Raw genomic sequence first — 15,364 nt, 5'->3', positions numbered from 1 at the left:
GGTGCGTATGGGAAATATCACGCTGAGTTTTACTGTTCAAGGTGATAGCGAAGGATATGTCACCTTTGAATGCCCGTATTGTGGATCAGAATTTAAGCTGCAAGCAGGAGAAGTCCAAAGTGATGAAGAACCTGTTTTGGAACTGTTCTGCCCCTACTGCGGACTTGCAAAAGAGAAATCCGCATTCTGGTCAAAAGATGTTCGTGACAAAGCTCGAGCGTTGGCCGAGAACTATATGATTGAAGAGTTGAATAAAGCCTTTGGGAAAATGGCTCGTTCGATCAATCGTCAAAAGAGCATAATAAAAATGACATATAAACCGTTGAAAAAAGTGTATGTCAAAGAGTTAAAAAATGCGGACACAGCGGAAACGGAGTTTCAATGCACTTGTTGCAATCGAAGGGTTAAAGCGTTGTACTGCGCCGGAGCTTCAAAGATATTTTGTCCTTACTGCGGGGTAGACTTATGAGTGAATACAGAGAATTAAGAACTATCAGCCTCGATTTTCGAAGAATATCCAGCAATCTTCTTTCAAGTGACGATGGAGATGCAGATGTGAATCTCCATCGGCTGATGGATTATATTGAGAAGACGCCATTTATCCATGACCGTGTTCATAGCGTTGTGGATCAAGTCGAATATGATTTTCAGGCTTGTTTTCCGACTCATTCCTCTGAATGGGCAAGCACGAGCATTCCAGTAGATGAAAATTGTCACATCAAAGCAATTTATGACTACATGAGGTACATCGTGGAGACCCCAAACACGAATGTTTTAGGACAAGCCATGCAATACCTATGGAAAAAGGGCGCAACTTACACGGATATTATTCAGCGTTTTTTGGAAAACACAGTAAAACCCTTGATAAATTTCATCAACGATGAAATTTCCAAGGAGATGATCCTTCTGGAAGATGAGAAGAAGACTGCACCAATGACTCAAAACATCGGGACTGTCAATGGTCCGGTTATCCAGCAAGGCAGCGGTTCTATTACACTCAACACGAAAAACGGCGTATCAGCAACGGACTTAAACTCGCTCATCGAAAAGCTGATTTCGTCACTTCCCGCTATTACTGATACTGCCGCCGAAGAGATTGAAAGCGTTAAGGATGACTTGGAATCCTTGCAAGAACAAATCTATTCTCCTGCCCCGAAAAAGAGCCGGATGCAAAAGGCTTTGGCAGGAATAAAGAAATTTTCCAGTGAGGTTTTATCTAAAGCATCTGTTTCAATAGCAACAAGTGCCATCACCGGAGCAGACTGGACAACATTGATTCAGCAAGCCGAAATGTTCATCGACGGCTTAATGCAATAGGGAGAATCGCCATGAACAAAACAGCCATAAAAAACTTTGCAATCTGGGCGCGGAATAAGCTGATTGCGGATATTCAGTACCGCGCCGGATTGATGGGGATAACAGCGGACGGTATCAAAGACCCACTGCCGCAGTCTACCGGAACGATGGAGTTCTACGACATCGGGACATCTGAGCCGTATGCCATCAGCGGCGATGCGATCCCGCAGCGCAAGAAGCTGGTGGAGGTGATCCGCAAGAAAGAGAACGACAGCAACTACGCCACAGCTTATAAGTACATTCTGGAAGAGGTCGCCTATACATGGTTCAACCGGCTGATCGCCATCCGCTTTATGGAGGTCAACGACTATCTTCCCTCCCACATCCGCGTTCTGTCCTCCGAGAGCGGCAAGATCGAGCCGGATTTGGTGACAACGCCCTTCGACGCGGAACTGGCGTTCACCTCTGCCGAGGAAGAGACTGTCCTGCGCCTGAAAACCGAGAACAAGCTGGACGAGCTGTTCAGGCTACTGTTTATCAAGCAATGCAACGCTCTGAACGAGATCCTGCCAGCCCTGTTTGAGAAGACCAGCGACTATACCGAGCTGCTGCTGAACCTCTCCGTTGTAGATCGGGAAGGTGTCGTGTACCATCTGACCCACGACATCCCGGAGCAGGACTTTGACATCACCCACCTCGATGAGGACGGAAATCCGACTGGTCAGGTGGAGATCATCGGCTGGCTGTACCAGTATTACAACACCGAGCCGAAGAACGCTGCCTTTGCCAAGAACGGAAAGATCACCAAAGAGGAAATCCCCGCCGTCACCCAGCTTTTTACGCCGGACTGGATCGTCCGCTATATGGTGGAAAACAGCCTTGGCCGTATTTTCATCGACAAGCGGAAAGAACAGGGCGTTTATGCTGACGGTCGCGGCCTCGACGAAATGAGCTGGGATGAGGTTGAGGCAAAGCGCATTTCCAATGAAGAGGAAATCGCCGGGCAGATGGGCTGGAAGTATTATCTGCCGGAAGCCGCCCAGACGCGGGAAGTGCGCCAGCAGCTCGATGAAGTCCAGAAGCAGAACGAATATAAGGATGTCCGGGACATCAAGGTCATCGATCCCTGCATGGGCAGCGGCCATATTTTGGTGTACGCCTTTGATGTGCTGATGAAGATGTACGAAAACGACGGGTACAGCCAGCGGGACGCGGCGCAGTGCATCTTGGAACACAACCTGTTCGGGTTGGACATTGACGAACGGGCGGCGCAGCTTGCCTATTTTGCCGTGATGATGAAGGCCCGCCAATATGACCGGCGCATCTTCTCTCGCGGCATCCAGCCCCATGTCTATGCGATTGCCGAGAGCAACGACATCGACGCTTATACGCGGGACTACTTTGTGAACAACGACCCGAAGCTGAAATCCGCTCTGGACAGCATCATCAGCGATCTGCGCGATGCAAAGGAGTACGGTTCCATCCTGACGGTTGCCCCGGTAGACTTTGCAGCCCTGTATGCCCGTATGGATGAGGTGCAGAACGACATCAGCCTGTATCGAGAATCTGCCCTGAACACTATCCTGCCGCTAATTCATGTGGCCGAGTCACTGGCGCAGAAGTACGATGTGGTTGTAACCAACCCGCCGTATATGGGCAGCGGTAACATGGACGCAAGGCTCAGCGAGTATGTGAAAAAGCACTACCCGGATAGCAAAAGCGATCTGTTTGCTGTTTTCATCGAGCGGTGTGGGCAGATGACTGGCAAAAACCGCTATCAGGCGATGATTACTCAGCACGCTTGGATGTCATTGGCAAGTTATGAAAAATTACGAAATAAATTACAAAATGCTTGCATTGTTAATATGGCTCATCTTGGAGCACGAGCGTTTGAGGATGTTAGCGGAGAAATGGTGCAAACGACCAGCTTTGTACTCATGAATGTTCATATTAAGGGCACAGAAGGGGTATATTGTCGGTTGATTGATGGAACAAACGCGCAAGAAAAAGAAACTGCTTTCTTTGCAACCGTCAATCGGTTCATTGCGAAGCAAGACAGCTTTGAAAAAATTCCCGGAGCACCTGTGTCTGCTTATGTGGCTGGCGATACCTTAGCTACGCTTTATCAAAACGGTCAAACTATAAGCAAAATTGGTGATGTAAAAATTGGAATGGGAACGGGAAATAACGATCTTTTTTTGAAATCTTGGTGGGAAATCGAAGAAGGAAAGATCGACTATTCAATAACGAACAAATCACAACTCGATTATTCAAATAAGAAATATTTTCCGTACAGCAAAGGTGGAGAGCGTAAGCGTTGGTATGGAAATCATGAGTTTGTCATCTGGTTTAACAGATCAGGCCAAAACAAAATGAAACAAACCTCAGGTCATCGGGAAAATGGAGGTTATGACTTTTATTTTCATAAAGGAATAACATGGTCTTACAGTACAATGGCTCCATTCAGTGTGCGTATTATGCCAACCGGATTTGTTTTTGATGTTAATGGATCATCACTATTCTTGCCAGAACAATACTATAATTATGTTTTATGCTTTCTACAATCATGTGTTGGTCGCTTTATCATTGACTCAATCAAATCTGCATTTAGTATTCAAGCAGGTACAATTAGAAATCTACCTGTCATTGGAAATACAACGCCTAAAATTGAGGCGCTTGCAAATGAATGTGTAACGCTTTCGCAACAGGATTGGGACTCCTACGAAACCTCATGGGATTTCAAAGGGCATCCCTTGGTCCTTGGAAGACTTCCTGAACCCGTATGGGGAGATGTGCCTGACAAAGTGGCTTTTCAGAATACTTCGCTTTCTTATACTTACCAGATATATTGGAAGAAGACTTGCGAATATCGGTTTGAAAAGCTCAAAGCCAACGAGGAAGAGCTAAACCGCATCTTCATCGACATCTACGGCTTGCAGGACGAGCTGACTCCTGAGGTGGCCGACAAGGATGTGACCGTCCACCGCATATTTGACACCAAAGACGATGTGCCGGAATTCATGCAGGGCAGCAGCTATGTTCGCACCAAGCGTGATGAGATTGTTTCGCTGCTCTCCTACGCCGTGGGCTGTATGTTCGGACGATACTCACCGGACAAGCCCGGCCTCGTTTACGCTGGCGGAGATTGGGATGCTGTTTATCGTATGCAGCATGAAACCTATTTGGTTGAAGGTAAGCCGATTCGCTTGGTAGACGGAAAAATCTTGGCGGTAAAGCCAACAGGATATAATCAAATAGCGGTGGATGGTGAGTGGAAAAACCTTTCCTACTCGGTAGATGCAGATAATATCATTCCTATCACCGATGAAGAGTACATGGAAGACGATATTGTCTCCCGCCTGTGCGACTGGCTGAAAGCTGTCTACGGCGCGGACACGCTGGAGGAAAATCTGGACTTCATCGCCGGAGCGCTGGGCGGTAAAGGCAACAGCAGCCGGGAGATCATCCGCAACTACTTCCTCAAGGACTTCTTCAAAGACCACTGCAAGACCTACCAGAAGCGCCCGATCTACTGGCTGTTTGACAGCGGTAAGCAGAACGGCTTCAAGGCGCTGATCTACCTCCATCGCTACACGCTGGACACCATCGGCAATCTGCGCGTGGACTATCTGCACAAGATGCAGCGCGTCTACGAGTCCGAAATCAACCGGATGCAGGACATGATCGACCACAGCCAAAACGCCCGCGAGGTGGCTGCTTCCACCAAGCGAAAGGAAAAGCTCCAAAAGCAGCTCAAGGAATGCCGCGACTACGATGAGATGATCGCCCACCTTGCCCTGAGCCGCATCGAGCTGGACTTGGATGACGGCGTGAAGGTCAACTACGAAAAAATCCAGACCGCCAGCGACGGGAAGAAATACTCCGTTCTGGCAAAAATATGAGGTGTTGATATGGCAATTAACAAATTAAAAGTAATGCTGAGTTTCATGCGCGAAATTAACGATGGAAATATGCCGAGTGCTGCCGATTATGGCATTACCAACAGAGAATTTTGGGAGATAATTGATGCTTGCCAAGATGAAGGCTTGATAAAGGGCGCTCGATTTTCAAGAGGCGGTCAAGGAAATCCTATCCTTATGGCCTTCCTTGATGGAGTGACCCTAACGGTAAAAGGGCTGGAATATCTCGATGAGCATTCAGCAGCTATGAGAGCATATAAAGGCTTGAAAGAGCTGCGAGATTGGCTCCCGTTTTGATTCATTTCAAATTTAACGATCAAGGAGGTGGTCGAGATGACCGCAGAAGAGATTTTCGCCGGCGAATCTGAGAATATCGAGTTCAAGAGCGAGATCCCTGCCAAAAGCGAGAAATACATGAAGACCGTGGTGGCCTTTGCCAACGGCAAGGGCGGCAAGCTGGTCTTCGGTGTGGAGAATGGCACATGGGCTGTCACCGGCTTTTCCAAAGAGGAAGTCTTTCAGAAGATGGACGCAATCACCAACGCCATTTTCGATAGCTGCGAACCCAAGATCACCCCGAACATCGCGGTGCAGGAAATCGACGGGAGGGCAATCATCGTTGTTGAAATTATCCCCGGTATGCAGCGCCCCTACTATATCAAGAGTCAGGGCATCATGGAAGGCACCTATATCCGTGTAGCTGGCACGACCCGCCATGCGGAGCGCTACCGTGTGCAGGAGCTTATCATGGAAGGGACAAACCGCTCCTTTGACCAGATGGAGCGGGAACAGACTGTTTCTGAGGAAGAGATTGCGGCCTTCTGTGAAAAGATGTACCAACACGCCCTCAAGCTGGCCGAGACAGACACGGCGCGGGAGCAGATCCAGAAAGTAGGCAAGAACCAGTTACTTTCATGGAAATTGCTGGTGGAGCACGATGGAGTCTATCACCCTACCAATGGGTATTTGCTGCTGAACGGCGACACGGCTGAGTTCCCCGATGCCGCCATCCAGTGCGCGGTATTCAAGGGGACTGTCCGGGATATTTTCATTACCCGTAAAGAATTTACCGGTGCGATCTATGAGCAGATCGAGGATGCCTACAACTTCGTGTTGCAGCACATCGACCTCGGCTCACGCATTGAAGGAATTGGAAGGCAGGATTATTATGAACTGCCCGTCAAAACAATCCGTGAGATGATCTCGAATGCAGTCTGCCATCGCAGCTACCTGACGCCGGGGAAAATCCAGGTGGCGCTCTTTGATGACCGGCTGGAGGTCACCTCCCCCGGTATGCTGGACAGTGAGATCACCATTGAAAAAATGAAATCCCGCCTCTCGAAGATCCGCAACCGTGGCATTGCAGCCGCCTTTTCCTACATGAACATCGTGGAGGCATGGGGCAGCGGCATCCCGAAAATGTTCCGAGAAGCAAAGGAATACGGTCTTCGTGAGCCGGAGCTGATAGACATGGGCAGCGATTTCCGTATCAACCTGTATCGGAAAGACGCGGCTACCGATCAGAATGGTGTCATTGATCCCAAAGAGCGTGACACCGATGATACCAATGACACCAAAGTTGAATCCAATGATACCAATGAAGAAGCGATTCTTCGCATCCTTCGAACCAATCCGAAAGCGACGCAGAAGGATGTTGTAGAGATGCTGGGTGTTTCCCTCGCCACTGTGAAGAGGCTCATGAACAGCCTTCAAAAAGCTGGCAAAATCAAACGCAAAGGCTCCAACCGGAGCGGGTCATGGGTGGTCATAGACCAGAAGGAGTAAAGCGGCATGGCGGAAATGAACATCAAACAAATCATAGACCGGCTGAATGCTGAGTTTACCGGCGATACCCGTAAACTCGTCTTTTGGTACGACGATAACGGCGAGTTTGTGGAGGATATGCAGAATGTAGAGCTTGATAATGCCAAGGTCTACTTCTTGCAGCCAGACAATCAGTTCGCCACCAAGCTCTTTCTGGAACGGCAGGACACTACCACAAACTATCTCATCTACGCCCCCTTCCCCAAGCCGGATGTGCGGGACAACCATCTGGAAGACACGCTGCTCTACTCCAAGCGCTTCTTTGCCGACCGCGCTTCGCTGCTCTCGGTGGATTTGGGCATTGACGAGAAATACAAGCCCATCATCGAAAAGCACATCAAGTTCTTTGCCAACAAAGAACGGACGCAGCGCTTCTATGACCTTGAGATAGAGAACTTCAACGAAGAGAACATCATCACGGGGCTTCTCTCTGCCATTTGCCGCACCCGTACTTGTTCCTTTGAAGAAGTGATCCGGGTCATGCTGACAGACAGCGAGCTTACAGATAACAAGTTTCTGTCCGAGGTTGAGAAATACGGCCTACTGGATGATTTCTGGAAGCTCTGCGAGCAGCATTTCGGCTATACCGATGTCAAGCCGACACTGGAAAAACTGGTGGTGACCATGTTTGTCACCTACACAGCTAAATATATAGGAGGCGAGCTTCCGAAGCCGTGGAAGGTGTTCCTCTCCTATAAGGCCGGGAATATCATTGCCTTTATGGATAACCTGATGAACAATATCCTTTACCGTGGGCGCTATGATGAGCTTTCCGCTCATGTTGCCTCCGGCTTGAATGTCCAGAAGGCTTTCTCTGATTATTCGCCGGATGACTTAGTGAACTGCGATACCTTCCTTGCCATTGACCAGATCCTCATCAAGTGGATTGTGGAGCGCCTTTTAACCGAGGATGTGGGCGCAGCACTGGACGGTTTGACTATCCCTCAAATCTGCGAAAAGCGGAGCAAAATGCACTTCGGCGAGAAAACCGGGGGCTGCTATCAGATGCTTGACAGCGCCTATCAGATCATTCAGGCTGGGAATTACCGTTGCCCGGACAGCTTCAAAGAGATTCTGCGCCAGTATCAGGAGGAAGACTTCCGGCTGGACTACGAATATCGCCGGTTCTATTCTGCTTACGATCAGCTCGAAGAAACGGCAGCTTTCGAGCCGCTGCGCGATTTGGTAGAAAACATATACACCAACGAGTATCTGGAAATGCTGCTTCCCAAGTGGAATGCCGCCATTCAGGAGCCGGACGCATTTATGGCACTGCCCTTGCAGCGGGACTTCTATGCTCGCAATTTGAAGAACGCCAAGGAGCGCACGGTGGTCATCATCTCGGATGCCATGCGCTATGAGGTGGGCAAGGAGCTGTTCCGCCGGATGCAGGATGATCCAAAGTGTACAGCGAAGCTGGAAGTCCAGCTCAGTGTTTTGCCGTCCTATACCCGTCTCGGCATGGCGGCGCTGCTTCCACACGCGGAGCTGACGATGACGGACGATTTCAAGGTGCTGATCGATGGTATGCCTTGCGATAACCTTGCTGAACGAGAAGCGATTTTGCAGAAGTACAGCCCTGATAGCGTTTGCGTCCAGTTTGACAGCATCAAGTCACTCAAAGTTGCCGAGCTGCGCAGCATCTTCACCGGTAAACAGGTGGTTTATGTGTACCACAACCAGATTGATGCCCGTGGCGATAAGCCCAATACCGAGGATGAAGTCTTTGTCGCCTGTCAGGAGGCGATTGCGGAAATTATCGACTTGATCCGCCGCATCTCTACCAGTGCGAATACATACCGGTTTATCGTCACTGCTGATCACGGCTTTATCTACAAACGGGATAAAATCGCGGAGAGCGACAAGATTGAGGGAATCAAGGGAAAAACTTCCTTTATCAACCGGCGTTTTGTGGTCGCACAGGAACCCGTTTCAAAAGATGGCATCGCCAGCATGGAGATGAGCAAAGTCCTTCGCAATGATGACACCAAATGGGTGTCCTATCCCATCAGCGACGATGTATTCAAGGTGGCTGGCGGCGGGCAGAACTATGTACATGGCGGCTCATCCCCGCAGGAAATGCTTGTGCCTGTCCTCGACCTCAAGATGGAACGCGGACACATGGAGACGCGGAGCGCGGGAGTTGCGCTGGTAAGCATGGTGCGAAAAATCACCAACAAAATCACCATACTGGATTTCATTCAGTCTGAGCCGGTCAGCGATGTGGTCAAGGCGGCTTCCTATCGGTTGTTCTTTATCTCCGATGACAACGAGCGGATTTCCAATGAGAATAGCTGCATTGCGGACAGCCGGGAACAAGATGCTGCCAAACGCATCTTCCGCATGAAATTCCAGTTCAAAGACAAGAAGTACGACAAAGACAAACAGTATTTCTTTGTGATATACGATGATGCAACAGGGCTTGAGGTGTTCCGGCATCCTGTCATCATGGACATGGCATTTGCCGATGACTATGGCTTCGGCTTTTAAGGGGACCCTAAGTGACAGGAGGCGATTCAAATGGTTGATATGACAGAAAATGAGGATAGAAGAGCTGTCATCAAATCGAAATTGCGGCAAAATTTCGATGGGAAGATTGTGCGCAAGGATTTGACCAAGAAAATCAAGGAAGGCGCAAATGTGCCTGTCTATGTCCTTGAGTTCCTGCTGGGACAGTATTGCAGCTCGGATGACCCTGATATTATCGAAGAGGGCGTAGAGAATGTAAAACGCATTCTTGCGGATAATTTTGTCCGCCCTGATGAGGCGCAGAAGATTCTCTCTGTGCTTCGTCAGCGTGGCAGCTACACCGTGATTGATAAAATCACAGTGAACTTGAACATCAAACGGGATTTCTATGAAGCAGAGTTCTCCAACCTTGGACTCAAGAATATCCCCATAGACGAAGAATATCCCGCCAAATTTGACCGCCTGCTTTGCGGCGGCATCTGGTGCATCGTGCAACTGGACTATGAGTACATGGAGGAAGATCGGAACGGAACGCCAATCAGCATCCGAAAGCTCACGCCAATCCAAATGCCTCATGTGGACATTGAAGAACTGAAACAGGGGCGCAAAGCATTTACGCAGGATGAATGGATGGATGTGCTGCTGCGCTCCATCGGCATGGAGCCGGACACCCTGACTTACCGTGAAAAATGGCTGCTCCTGATCCGCATGATCCCGCTTGTGGAGAACAATTTCAACCTCTGTGAGCTGGGGCCGCGTAGCACCGGTAAATCCCATCTTTACAAAGAGATTTCCCCGAACAGCATTCTCGTTTCCGGCGGTCAAACAACGGTAGCCAATCTGTTTTACAACATGGGACGCAAAACAGTCGGACTGGTGGGCTTGTGGGATTGCGTTGCCTTTGACGAGGTTGCCGGTATCAGATTCAAGGATAAAGACGGCATCCAGATCATGAAGGACTACATGGCATCAGGGTCTTTTGCCCGTGGGAAAGAGGAAAAGGCCGCAAGCGCGTCGATGGTCTTTGTGGGCAACATCAATCAGAGCGTGGATGTGCTTCTGAAAACATCCAGCCTCTTTGATCCTTTTCCTCCTGAGATGGGTACTGATACGGCCTTTCTCGACCGGATTCACTGCTATCTGCCCGGTTGGGAAATCCCGAAATTCCGTCCGGAGCATTTTACGGATGACTATGGCTTCATTACAGATTATTTGGCAGAGTTCATCCGGGAGCTGCGTAAGGAGCAGTACGGCGATGCGCTTGACAAGTATTTCCGCTTAGGCACCAACCTCAATCAGCGTGATACCATTGCCGTTCGGAAGATGGTCGGTGGACTTTTGAAGCTTGTTTACCCGGATGGAGAGTTTTCCAAAGAGCAACTGGAAGAGATTTTGAAGCTTGCCCTTGAGATGCGCCGCCGCGTCAAGGAACAGCTGAAAAAGCTGGGCGGCATGGAGTTCTACGATGTGAATTTCTCCTACATCGACAAAGACAGTTTTGAGGAATACTATGTATCCGTTCCTGAGCAAGGCGGCGGTAAGCTGATTCCCGAAGGAATGTGCAATCCCGGCCAGGTCTATACAGTATCACAGGGAAAATCCGGTATGATTGGCGTATTCCGGCTGGAATCTCAGATGCTTCCCGGCAACGGCAAGTTTGAACGCACAGGTATTGGCTCGGAACGCGAGGCAAGAGAGGCTACAAATACTGCTTTCAACTTCCTCAAAGCAAATGCCGGACACATCAGCGGGACAATCAGCACTACGACAAAGGACTATATCGTCAATTATCAGGACTTGCAGGGCATCGGCATGACCAGTAAGCTTGCCCTTCCGACGCTGATCGCACTGGCTTCCATTGCCCTGAACAAGCCCACTGTCAGCAGCTTGGCTGTACTGGGAGAAATAAGCATCGCCGGTACGATGATCAAAGTAGATGAACTGGCAAACGCCCTGCAAGTGTGTCTTGACAGCGGGGCAAAGAAAGTATTACTGCCCATTACATCAGCCGCAGACCTTGGCACTGTCCCCTCAGAGTTGATCGGATGCTTCAATCTCATCTTCTATCAGAGCGCAGAGGACGCAGTATTCAAAGCGCTAGGCGTCGAGTAACTGAACGGTAGATGAACTTTCTTCCGTTTTTTCAGCGAGCCATATAACTGTGATGAGGTAGTAAAAAGCGCACGAAATGAGGATGAGCATGAGCTATTATTTCGGATTTAACACACCCGAAGAACAAAAGAAAAAAAGAAAGTCTGACCTAACAGCAATCGGCGAAAAAGTCACTTCATTCTTTTGGGATATTGCACCGGCCAACGGTTTTGAGATGCGAGAAGGCCAACAGGATATGTCTTTTGAGATTGTGGATGCCCTTATTCATGATCAGCATTTTGCGGTAGAAGCCGGAGTCGGAATCGGAAAATCATTTGGGTACTTGGTACCGGTCTTGCTGTATAACAAGAGAATGAAAAAGCCCGTTATTGTGGCCACATCAACTATCGCGCTACAAGAACAGCTTTGGGATGATATTCACATTGTGATGAAGCTTCTCAATCTACAACCGGAAGTTATCCTTGCGAAAGGACAAACTCATTATCTCTGTCATAAGCGGGCTGATGAGCACATAAATACAGCGGATGCAGTAATTCCTGATGAACTGCAAATCGGTCTTGAAAGTGGATTTCAGGAAAGAAAGCAGTTTTCACAAACTTTACCGCAGAATATCTGGGATAAAGTCAATGTACAACGGTTCAGTATGCGAAATTGTGGTGGCTGTGAAAAGAAATGCCTTTATCATGCCATTCGCTCGAAAATAAAATATACCGATGGAATTATCCTGTGCAACCAGGACTTCCTGACTGCACATCTTCAACAAATACGAGGCTGGCAGGATGGCCTTATTAACCGTGAGGCCGATCTTATTGTTGTGGATGAAGCACACAACTTAGATGATAAAGTGCGAAGCGCCACCACAAAACGCATCAATCAAGGAATGCTATTAGGACTTATTAAAAGCGCAACCAATGAAGTCAAGGCGGCTGATAGGCAGAACATCTATGGAGATGTCGAGGACGCGAAGAAGTCAATTAGCGTGTTTTTTGACCGCCTTAAAGCACAGATGCAGGAACAGATCGACCATTCGCGGCAAGATATGAGATACGCGGATCGGTTTTTCTTTGATGGTGGTGAAGACTCCATAGCCCTTCTTAAAGCGATGATAGAAAGCATTAAAAGTGTTGCTCTCAGCATTCAGATTTACACCAGCTTTGATTACGGCAGTCGAACAACTGCTGCATCGGACGAATTGGACAGCCTAAGCGAAAGCCTTGCAGAAATGATCGAACAAATTGATAGCAACCTTCTCTGGATTGAGCGAAAAGGGAAAAATGCAGAGCTTGTTTATTGCCCAAAGAATACCAGCCAAATTACCAATCGACTGTATTTCAGCGGGAAAGAAAGAGTAATCTTGACCTCCGCAACCATGACCAATGCAAGTAATGGAGAATTCGTAGATCAATACTCCTATTTTATCGGTAATACAGGATTTCCGACGGATGAACGCGGTTGCTTATCCGAACCGAAGCCTTCTCCCTATCCATACGATGAGCATTCCATGATTTATTATTGTGACGATCTGCCCCATCCCACTCAGGAACATGAAGCTTTTATCGAACAAGGCGTACAACGCTTGCTTGAAGTTCTCGAAATTTCAGGTGGGAAGGCTCTTGTATTGTTTACTGCGAAAACAGATATGGAGGAAGTTTATACCATCCTCAGTAAACTAAACTTGCCTTACAAGGTCCTAATGCAGCAACCCGGTTCATCACAAGATAAAATTCTTAATGAATTTAGAGAAGATACCAACTCTGTTCTGCTCGGGACAGGCGCTTACTGGGAAGGCATAAGCATTGAAGGCAAAAGTCTCTCTAATGTCGTGATTTTCCGCCTTCCATTTCCTGTACCTGATCCGATTATAGAATACAAAGCATCCATTGCTAAGGACGCTTTGATGGATGTCCGTGTTCCTGAAATGATAATTAAACTCAAACAAGGGATAGGCAGACTGATCCGTAATTTTAGCGATACAGGAATCGTATGTATCATTGACCCACGACTTCGAGATGACCCTCCTGCCAAATATCACGACATTGTATGGGAATCCCTCCCCATAAAGAATAAAACAAACAGCCTCGATAAACTAAAAAGGTTCTTTGACAGCCTTTCCAGTTTGAATGACCATTGAGTCTTCTTTACATCCTATATCTCATAAACATTTTCCAAGAAAAAAGAGCCTCAGCCGACAACCAGAAGGTTATCGACTGAGGCTCTTCACTTTTGATTAAAAATCAACTTTTATCCTTACATTTCAGGTTATGAAGGCACGGACAGGAAAACATACGGGGCACCTTTCAAGCGCCGCTTACAGGGCAGAAAAGCCACGATTTTCAACCCTTATCACGACATATTTTCCGCCCTATCTGTCCAGTTGTAAGTGACAGCTTTTTCATTCTTTTGGTTTGTTTTCTTCTCCCCATAAGCATAACTGATCCAGCACTTTCATCAATGATTTTCCCCGCTCACTCAAGCTGTATTCTACCTTTGGAGGGATTTGGGGATATTCTGTTCTTATGATCAAATTGTCGGCTTCCAGTTCTTTAAGGTTTGTACTGAGGGTTTTGTCTGATATGTTTTTTAGATACCTTTTCAGCTCATTAAACCGTACCACCCTATACTCCATCAGGCAATATAAAATTACCATCTTATGCTTGCCGGAAATGAGGGAGAGTGCGTAATGAAAACCGGTATCTTCAAAATTGGCGTTCTCAATGTAGTTCTGTATCATAGCGTCACTTACCTCATAGAAAGTACCTGTCTTAATTGCCAGTACTTGAATTTGTTTCTCTTCTGGATATAATTATAAGTAAGGCATACGGTCATGTCAATAATGCAAATCAGAAGGAGAGATAGTTATGAGAACCAAGTTGAATATCACCGAAGGTATTTTCCCGATGCCGGTGCTGATGGTTGCGACCTATAATGAGGATGGCAGCGTCAATGTTATGAACGCTGCATGGGGAACTATGCAGGAAAGAGATACTGTCGCTCTCAACCTTACCGAGAGTCATAAGACTGTAAAAAACATTAAGGCTCGGGGCGCTTTTACCGTCAGCATCGCGGATGCTGCTCATGTGACGGAGGCGGATTACTTTGGTGTGGAATCCGGCAATCGAGTATCGGATAAACTTGCTGCAAGTGGCCTGACTGCCAGCAAGGCCGAAAAAGTGGATGCACCTGTGATCAACGAGTTCCCGCTTTGTATGGAATGTGAGTTCATCGAGTATCAAGACGGAAAATACGGTTGTGGCGTTATCGGTAGAGTTGTGAATGTTACTGCCGATGAAAGCGTAATGGTGGACGGAAAGCTTGATATGTCCTTGGTGAATGCTATTGCATTTGATCCATACACTCACGGGTATTACAAAGTGACGGAGCGCGTCGGCGAAGCATTTAAGGACGGTTTGAAACTCAAAAAATGAGCGTCCTGTTCAAGGAGACGAACCGGCAAAGTAAAATGAAAAAAGAGCCTCAGCCGACACCCGCAAATGGGCACCGACTGAGGCTCTTCGTTTTTGGTTAAAATTCGACCTTTATCCCGGCAATTTGGTTGTTGAGGGCGCAGACAAGAAAACATACGAGGCACCCTATCAGTGCCGCTTACAGGACATAAAAAACGCGATTTTCAACCCTAATCACGACATATTTTCCTTCCTATCTGTCCGCTTGGATGCGTAGAAGGGACACGCGATGATTTCAGCACGAAAACTCTGCTTGCAGGGATGGAGACAACGGCGGCA

10 protein-coding genes are annotated in these 15,364 nt (G+C 47.9%); 9 read left to right on the top strand and 1 reads right to left on the bottom strand.

What is annotated here, in order from left to right; all coding sequences use genetic code 11:
• The first annotated feature begins 7 nt into the window (after positions 1 to 7).
• The 8 genes from BUB35_RS04910 (at position 8) to BUB35_RS04875 (ending at position 13,752) form a co-directional block, all read left to right on the top strand.
• Positions 8 to 469 (top strand): hypothetical protein, encoded by a 462-nt coding sequence (locus BUB35_RS04910; protein ID WP_072849730.1) that lies wholly within the window; start codon positions 8 to 10, stop codon positions 467 to 469.
• Positions 466 to 1,317 carry a hypothetical protein gene (locus tag BUB35_RS04905; RefSeq protein WP_072849729.1) on the top strand — a complete coding sequence of 284 codons (852 nt, stop codon included), beginning with the start codon at positions 466 to 468 and terminating at the stop codon, positions 1,315 to 1,317. The genes BUB35_RS04910 and BUB35_RS04905 overlap by 4 nt, the downstream gene beginning before the upstream one ends.
• 11 nt (positions 1,318 to 1,328) lie before the next feature.
• Positions 1,329 to 5,198, top strand: coding sequence for a BREX-1 system adenine-specific DNA-methyltransferase PglX (gene pglX / locus BUB35_RS04900; protein WP_072849727.1), 3,870 nt, complete (start codon positions 1,329 to 1,331; stop codon positions 5,196 to 5,198).
• Between the two features lie 9 nt (positions 5,199 to 5,207).
• Positions 5,208 to 5,513, top strand: a complete 306-nt coding sequence (locus BUB35_RS04895) for a YjcQ family protein (RefSeq protein WP_072849725.1) — start codon at positions 5,208 to 5,210, stop codon at positions 5,511 to 5,513.
• 36 nt (positions 5,514 to 5,549) lie between these two features.
• Positions 5,550 to 7,001, top strand: coding sequence for an RNA-binding domain-containing protein (locus tag BUB35_RS04890; RefSeq protein WP_072849723.1), 1,452 nt, complete (start codon positions 5,550 to 5,552; stop codon positions 6,999 to 7,001).
• A gap of 6 nt (positions 7,002 to 7,007) precedes the next feature.
• The gene (pglZ, locus tag BUB35_RS04885; protein ID WP_072849721.1) at positions 7,008 to 9,530 is read left to right on the top strand and encodes a BREX-1 system phosphatase PglZ type A; all 2,523 of its coding nucleotides are present in this window, start codon (positions 7,008 to 7,010) and stop codon (positions 9,528 to 9,530) included.
• Positions 9,531 to 9,560: 30 nt separating this feature from the next.
• A complete protein-coding gene (brxL, locus tag BUB35_RS04880) occupies positions 9,561 to 11,621 on the top strand; it encodes a protease Lon-related BREX system protein BrxL (protein ID WP_200777569.1) in 2,061 nt (686 codons plus the stop codon).
• Between the two features lie 88 nt (positions 11,622 to 11,709).
• Positions 11,710 to 13,752 carry an ATP-dependent DNA helicase gene (locus BUB35_RS04875; RefSeq protein ID WP_242949204.1) on the top strand — a complete coding sequence of 681 codons (2,043 nt, stop codon included), beginning with the start codon at positions 11,710 to 11,712 and terminating at the stop codon, positions 13,750 to 13,752.
• 261 nt (positions 13,753 to 14,013) lie between these two features.
• Here the strand turns inward: BUB35_RS04875 and BUB35_RS04870 are convergent, their stop codons facing one another.
• Complete coding sequence (locus BUB35_RS04870; RefSeq protein ID WP_072849717.1) at positions 14,014 to 14,352, bottom strand: winged helix-turn-helix transcriptional regulator; 339 nt, start codon at positions 14,350 to 14,352, stop codon at positions 14,014 to 14,016.
• Between the two features lie 127 nt (positions 14,353 to 14,479).
• On the opposite strand from BUB35_RS04870, the gene BUB35_RS04865 reads away from it, so the two are divergent.
• A complete protein-coding gene (locus BUB35_RS04865; RefSeq protein WP_072849715.1) occupies positions 14,480 to 15,046 on the top strand; it encodes a flavin reductase family protein in 567 nt (188 codons plus the stop codon).
• Positions 15,047 to 15,364: the final 318 nt, after the last annotated feature.

Source organism: Anaerotignum lactatifermentans DSM 14214 (assembly GCF_900142265.1).
In the GTDB taxonomy this organism is placed as follows: domain Bacteria; phylum Bacillota; class Clostridia; order Lachnospirales; family Anaerotignaceae; genus Anaerotignum; species Anaerotignum lactatifermentans.
The sequence above is the reverse complement of the archived record's forward strand: the minus strand, read 5'-3'. Positions and strand labels throughout refer to the sequence as shown.

Coding starts and splice junctions, on each gene's coding strand:
- BUB35_RS04895 (WP_072849725.1), top strand. CDS start 5,208: ATGGCAATTAACAAATTAAAAGTAATGCTGAGTTTCATGCGCGAAATT.
- pglX (WP_072849727.1), top strand. CDS start 1,329: ATGAACAAAACAGCCATAAAAAACTTTGCAATCTGGGCGCGGAATAAG.
- BUB35_RS04870 (WP_072849717.1), bottom strand. CDS start 14,352: ATGATACAGAACTACATTGAGAACGCCAATTTTGAAGATACCGGTTTT.
- brxL (WP_200777569.1), top strand. CDS start 9,561: ATGGTTGATATGACAGAAAATGAGGATAGAAGAGCTGTCATCAAATCG.
- BUB35_RS04910 (WP_072849730.1), top strand. CDS start 8: ATGGGAAATATCACGCTGAGTTTTACTGTTCAAGGTGATAGCGAAGGA.
- BUB35_RS04890 (WP_072849723.1), top strand. CDS start 5,550: ATGACCGCAGAAGAGATTTTCGCCGGCGAATCTGAGAATATCGAGTTC.
- pglZ (WP_072849721.1), top strand. CDS start 7,008: ATGGCGGAAATGAACATCAAACAAATCATAGACCGGCTGAATGCTGAG.
- BUB35_RS04875 (WP_242949204.1), top strand. CDS start 11,710: ATGAGCTATTATTTCGGATTTAACACACCCGAAGAACAAAAGAAAAAA.
- BUB35_RS04905 (WP_072849729.1), top strand. CDS start 466: ATGAGTGAATACAGAGAATTAAGAACTATCAGCCTCGATTTTCGAAGA.
- BUB35_RS04865 (WP_072849715.1), top strand. CDS start 14,480: ATGAGAACCAAGTTGAATATCACCGAAGGTATTTTCCCGATGCCGGTG.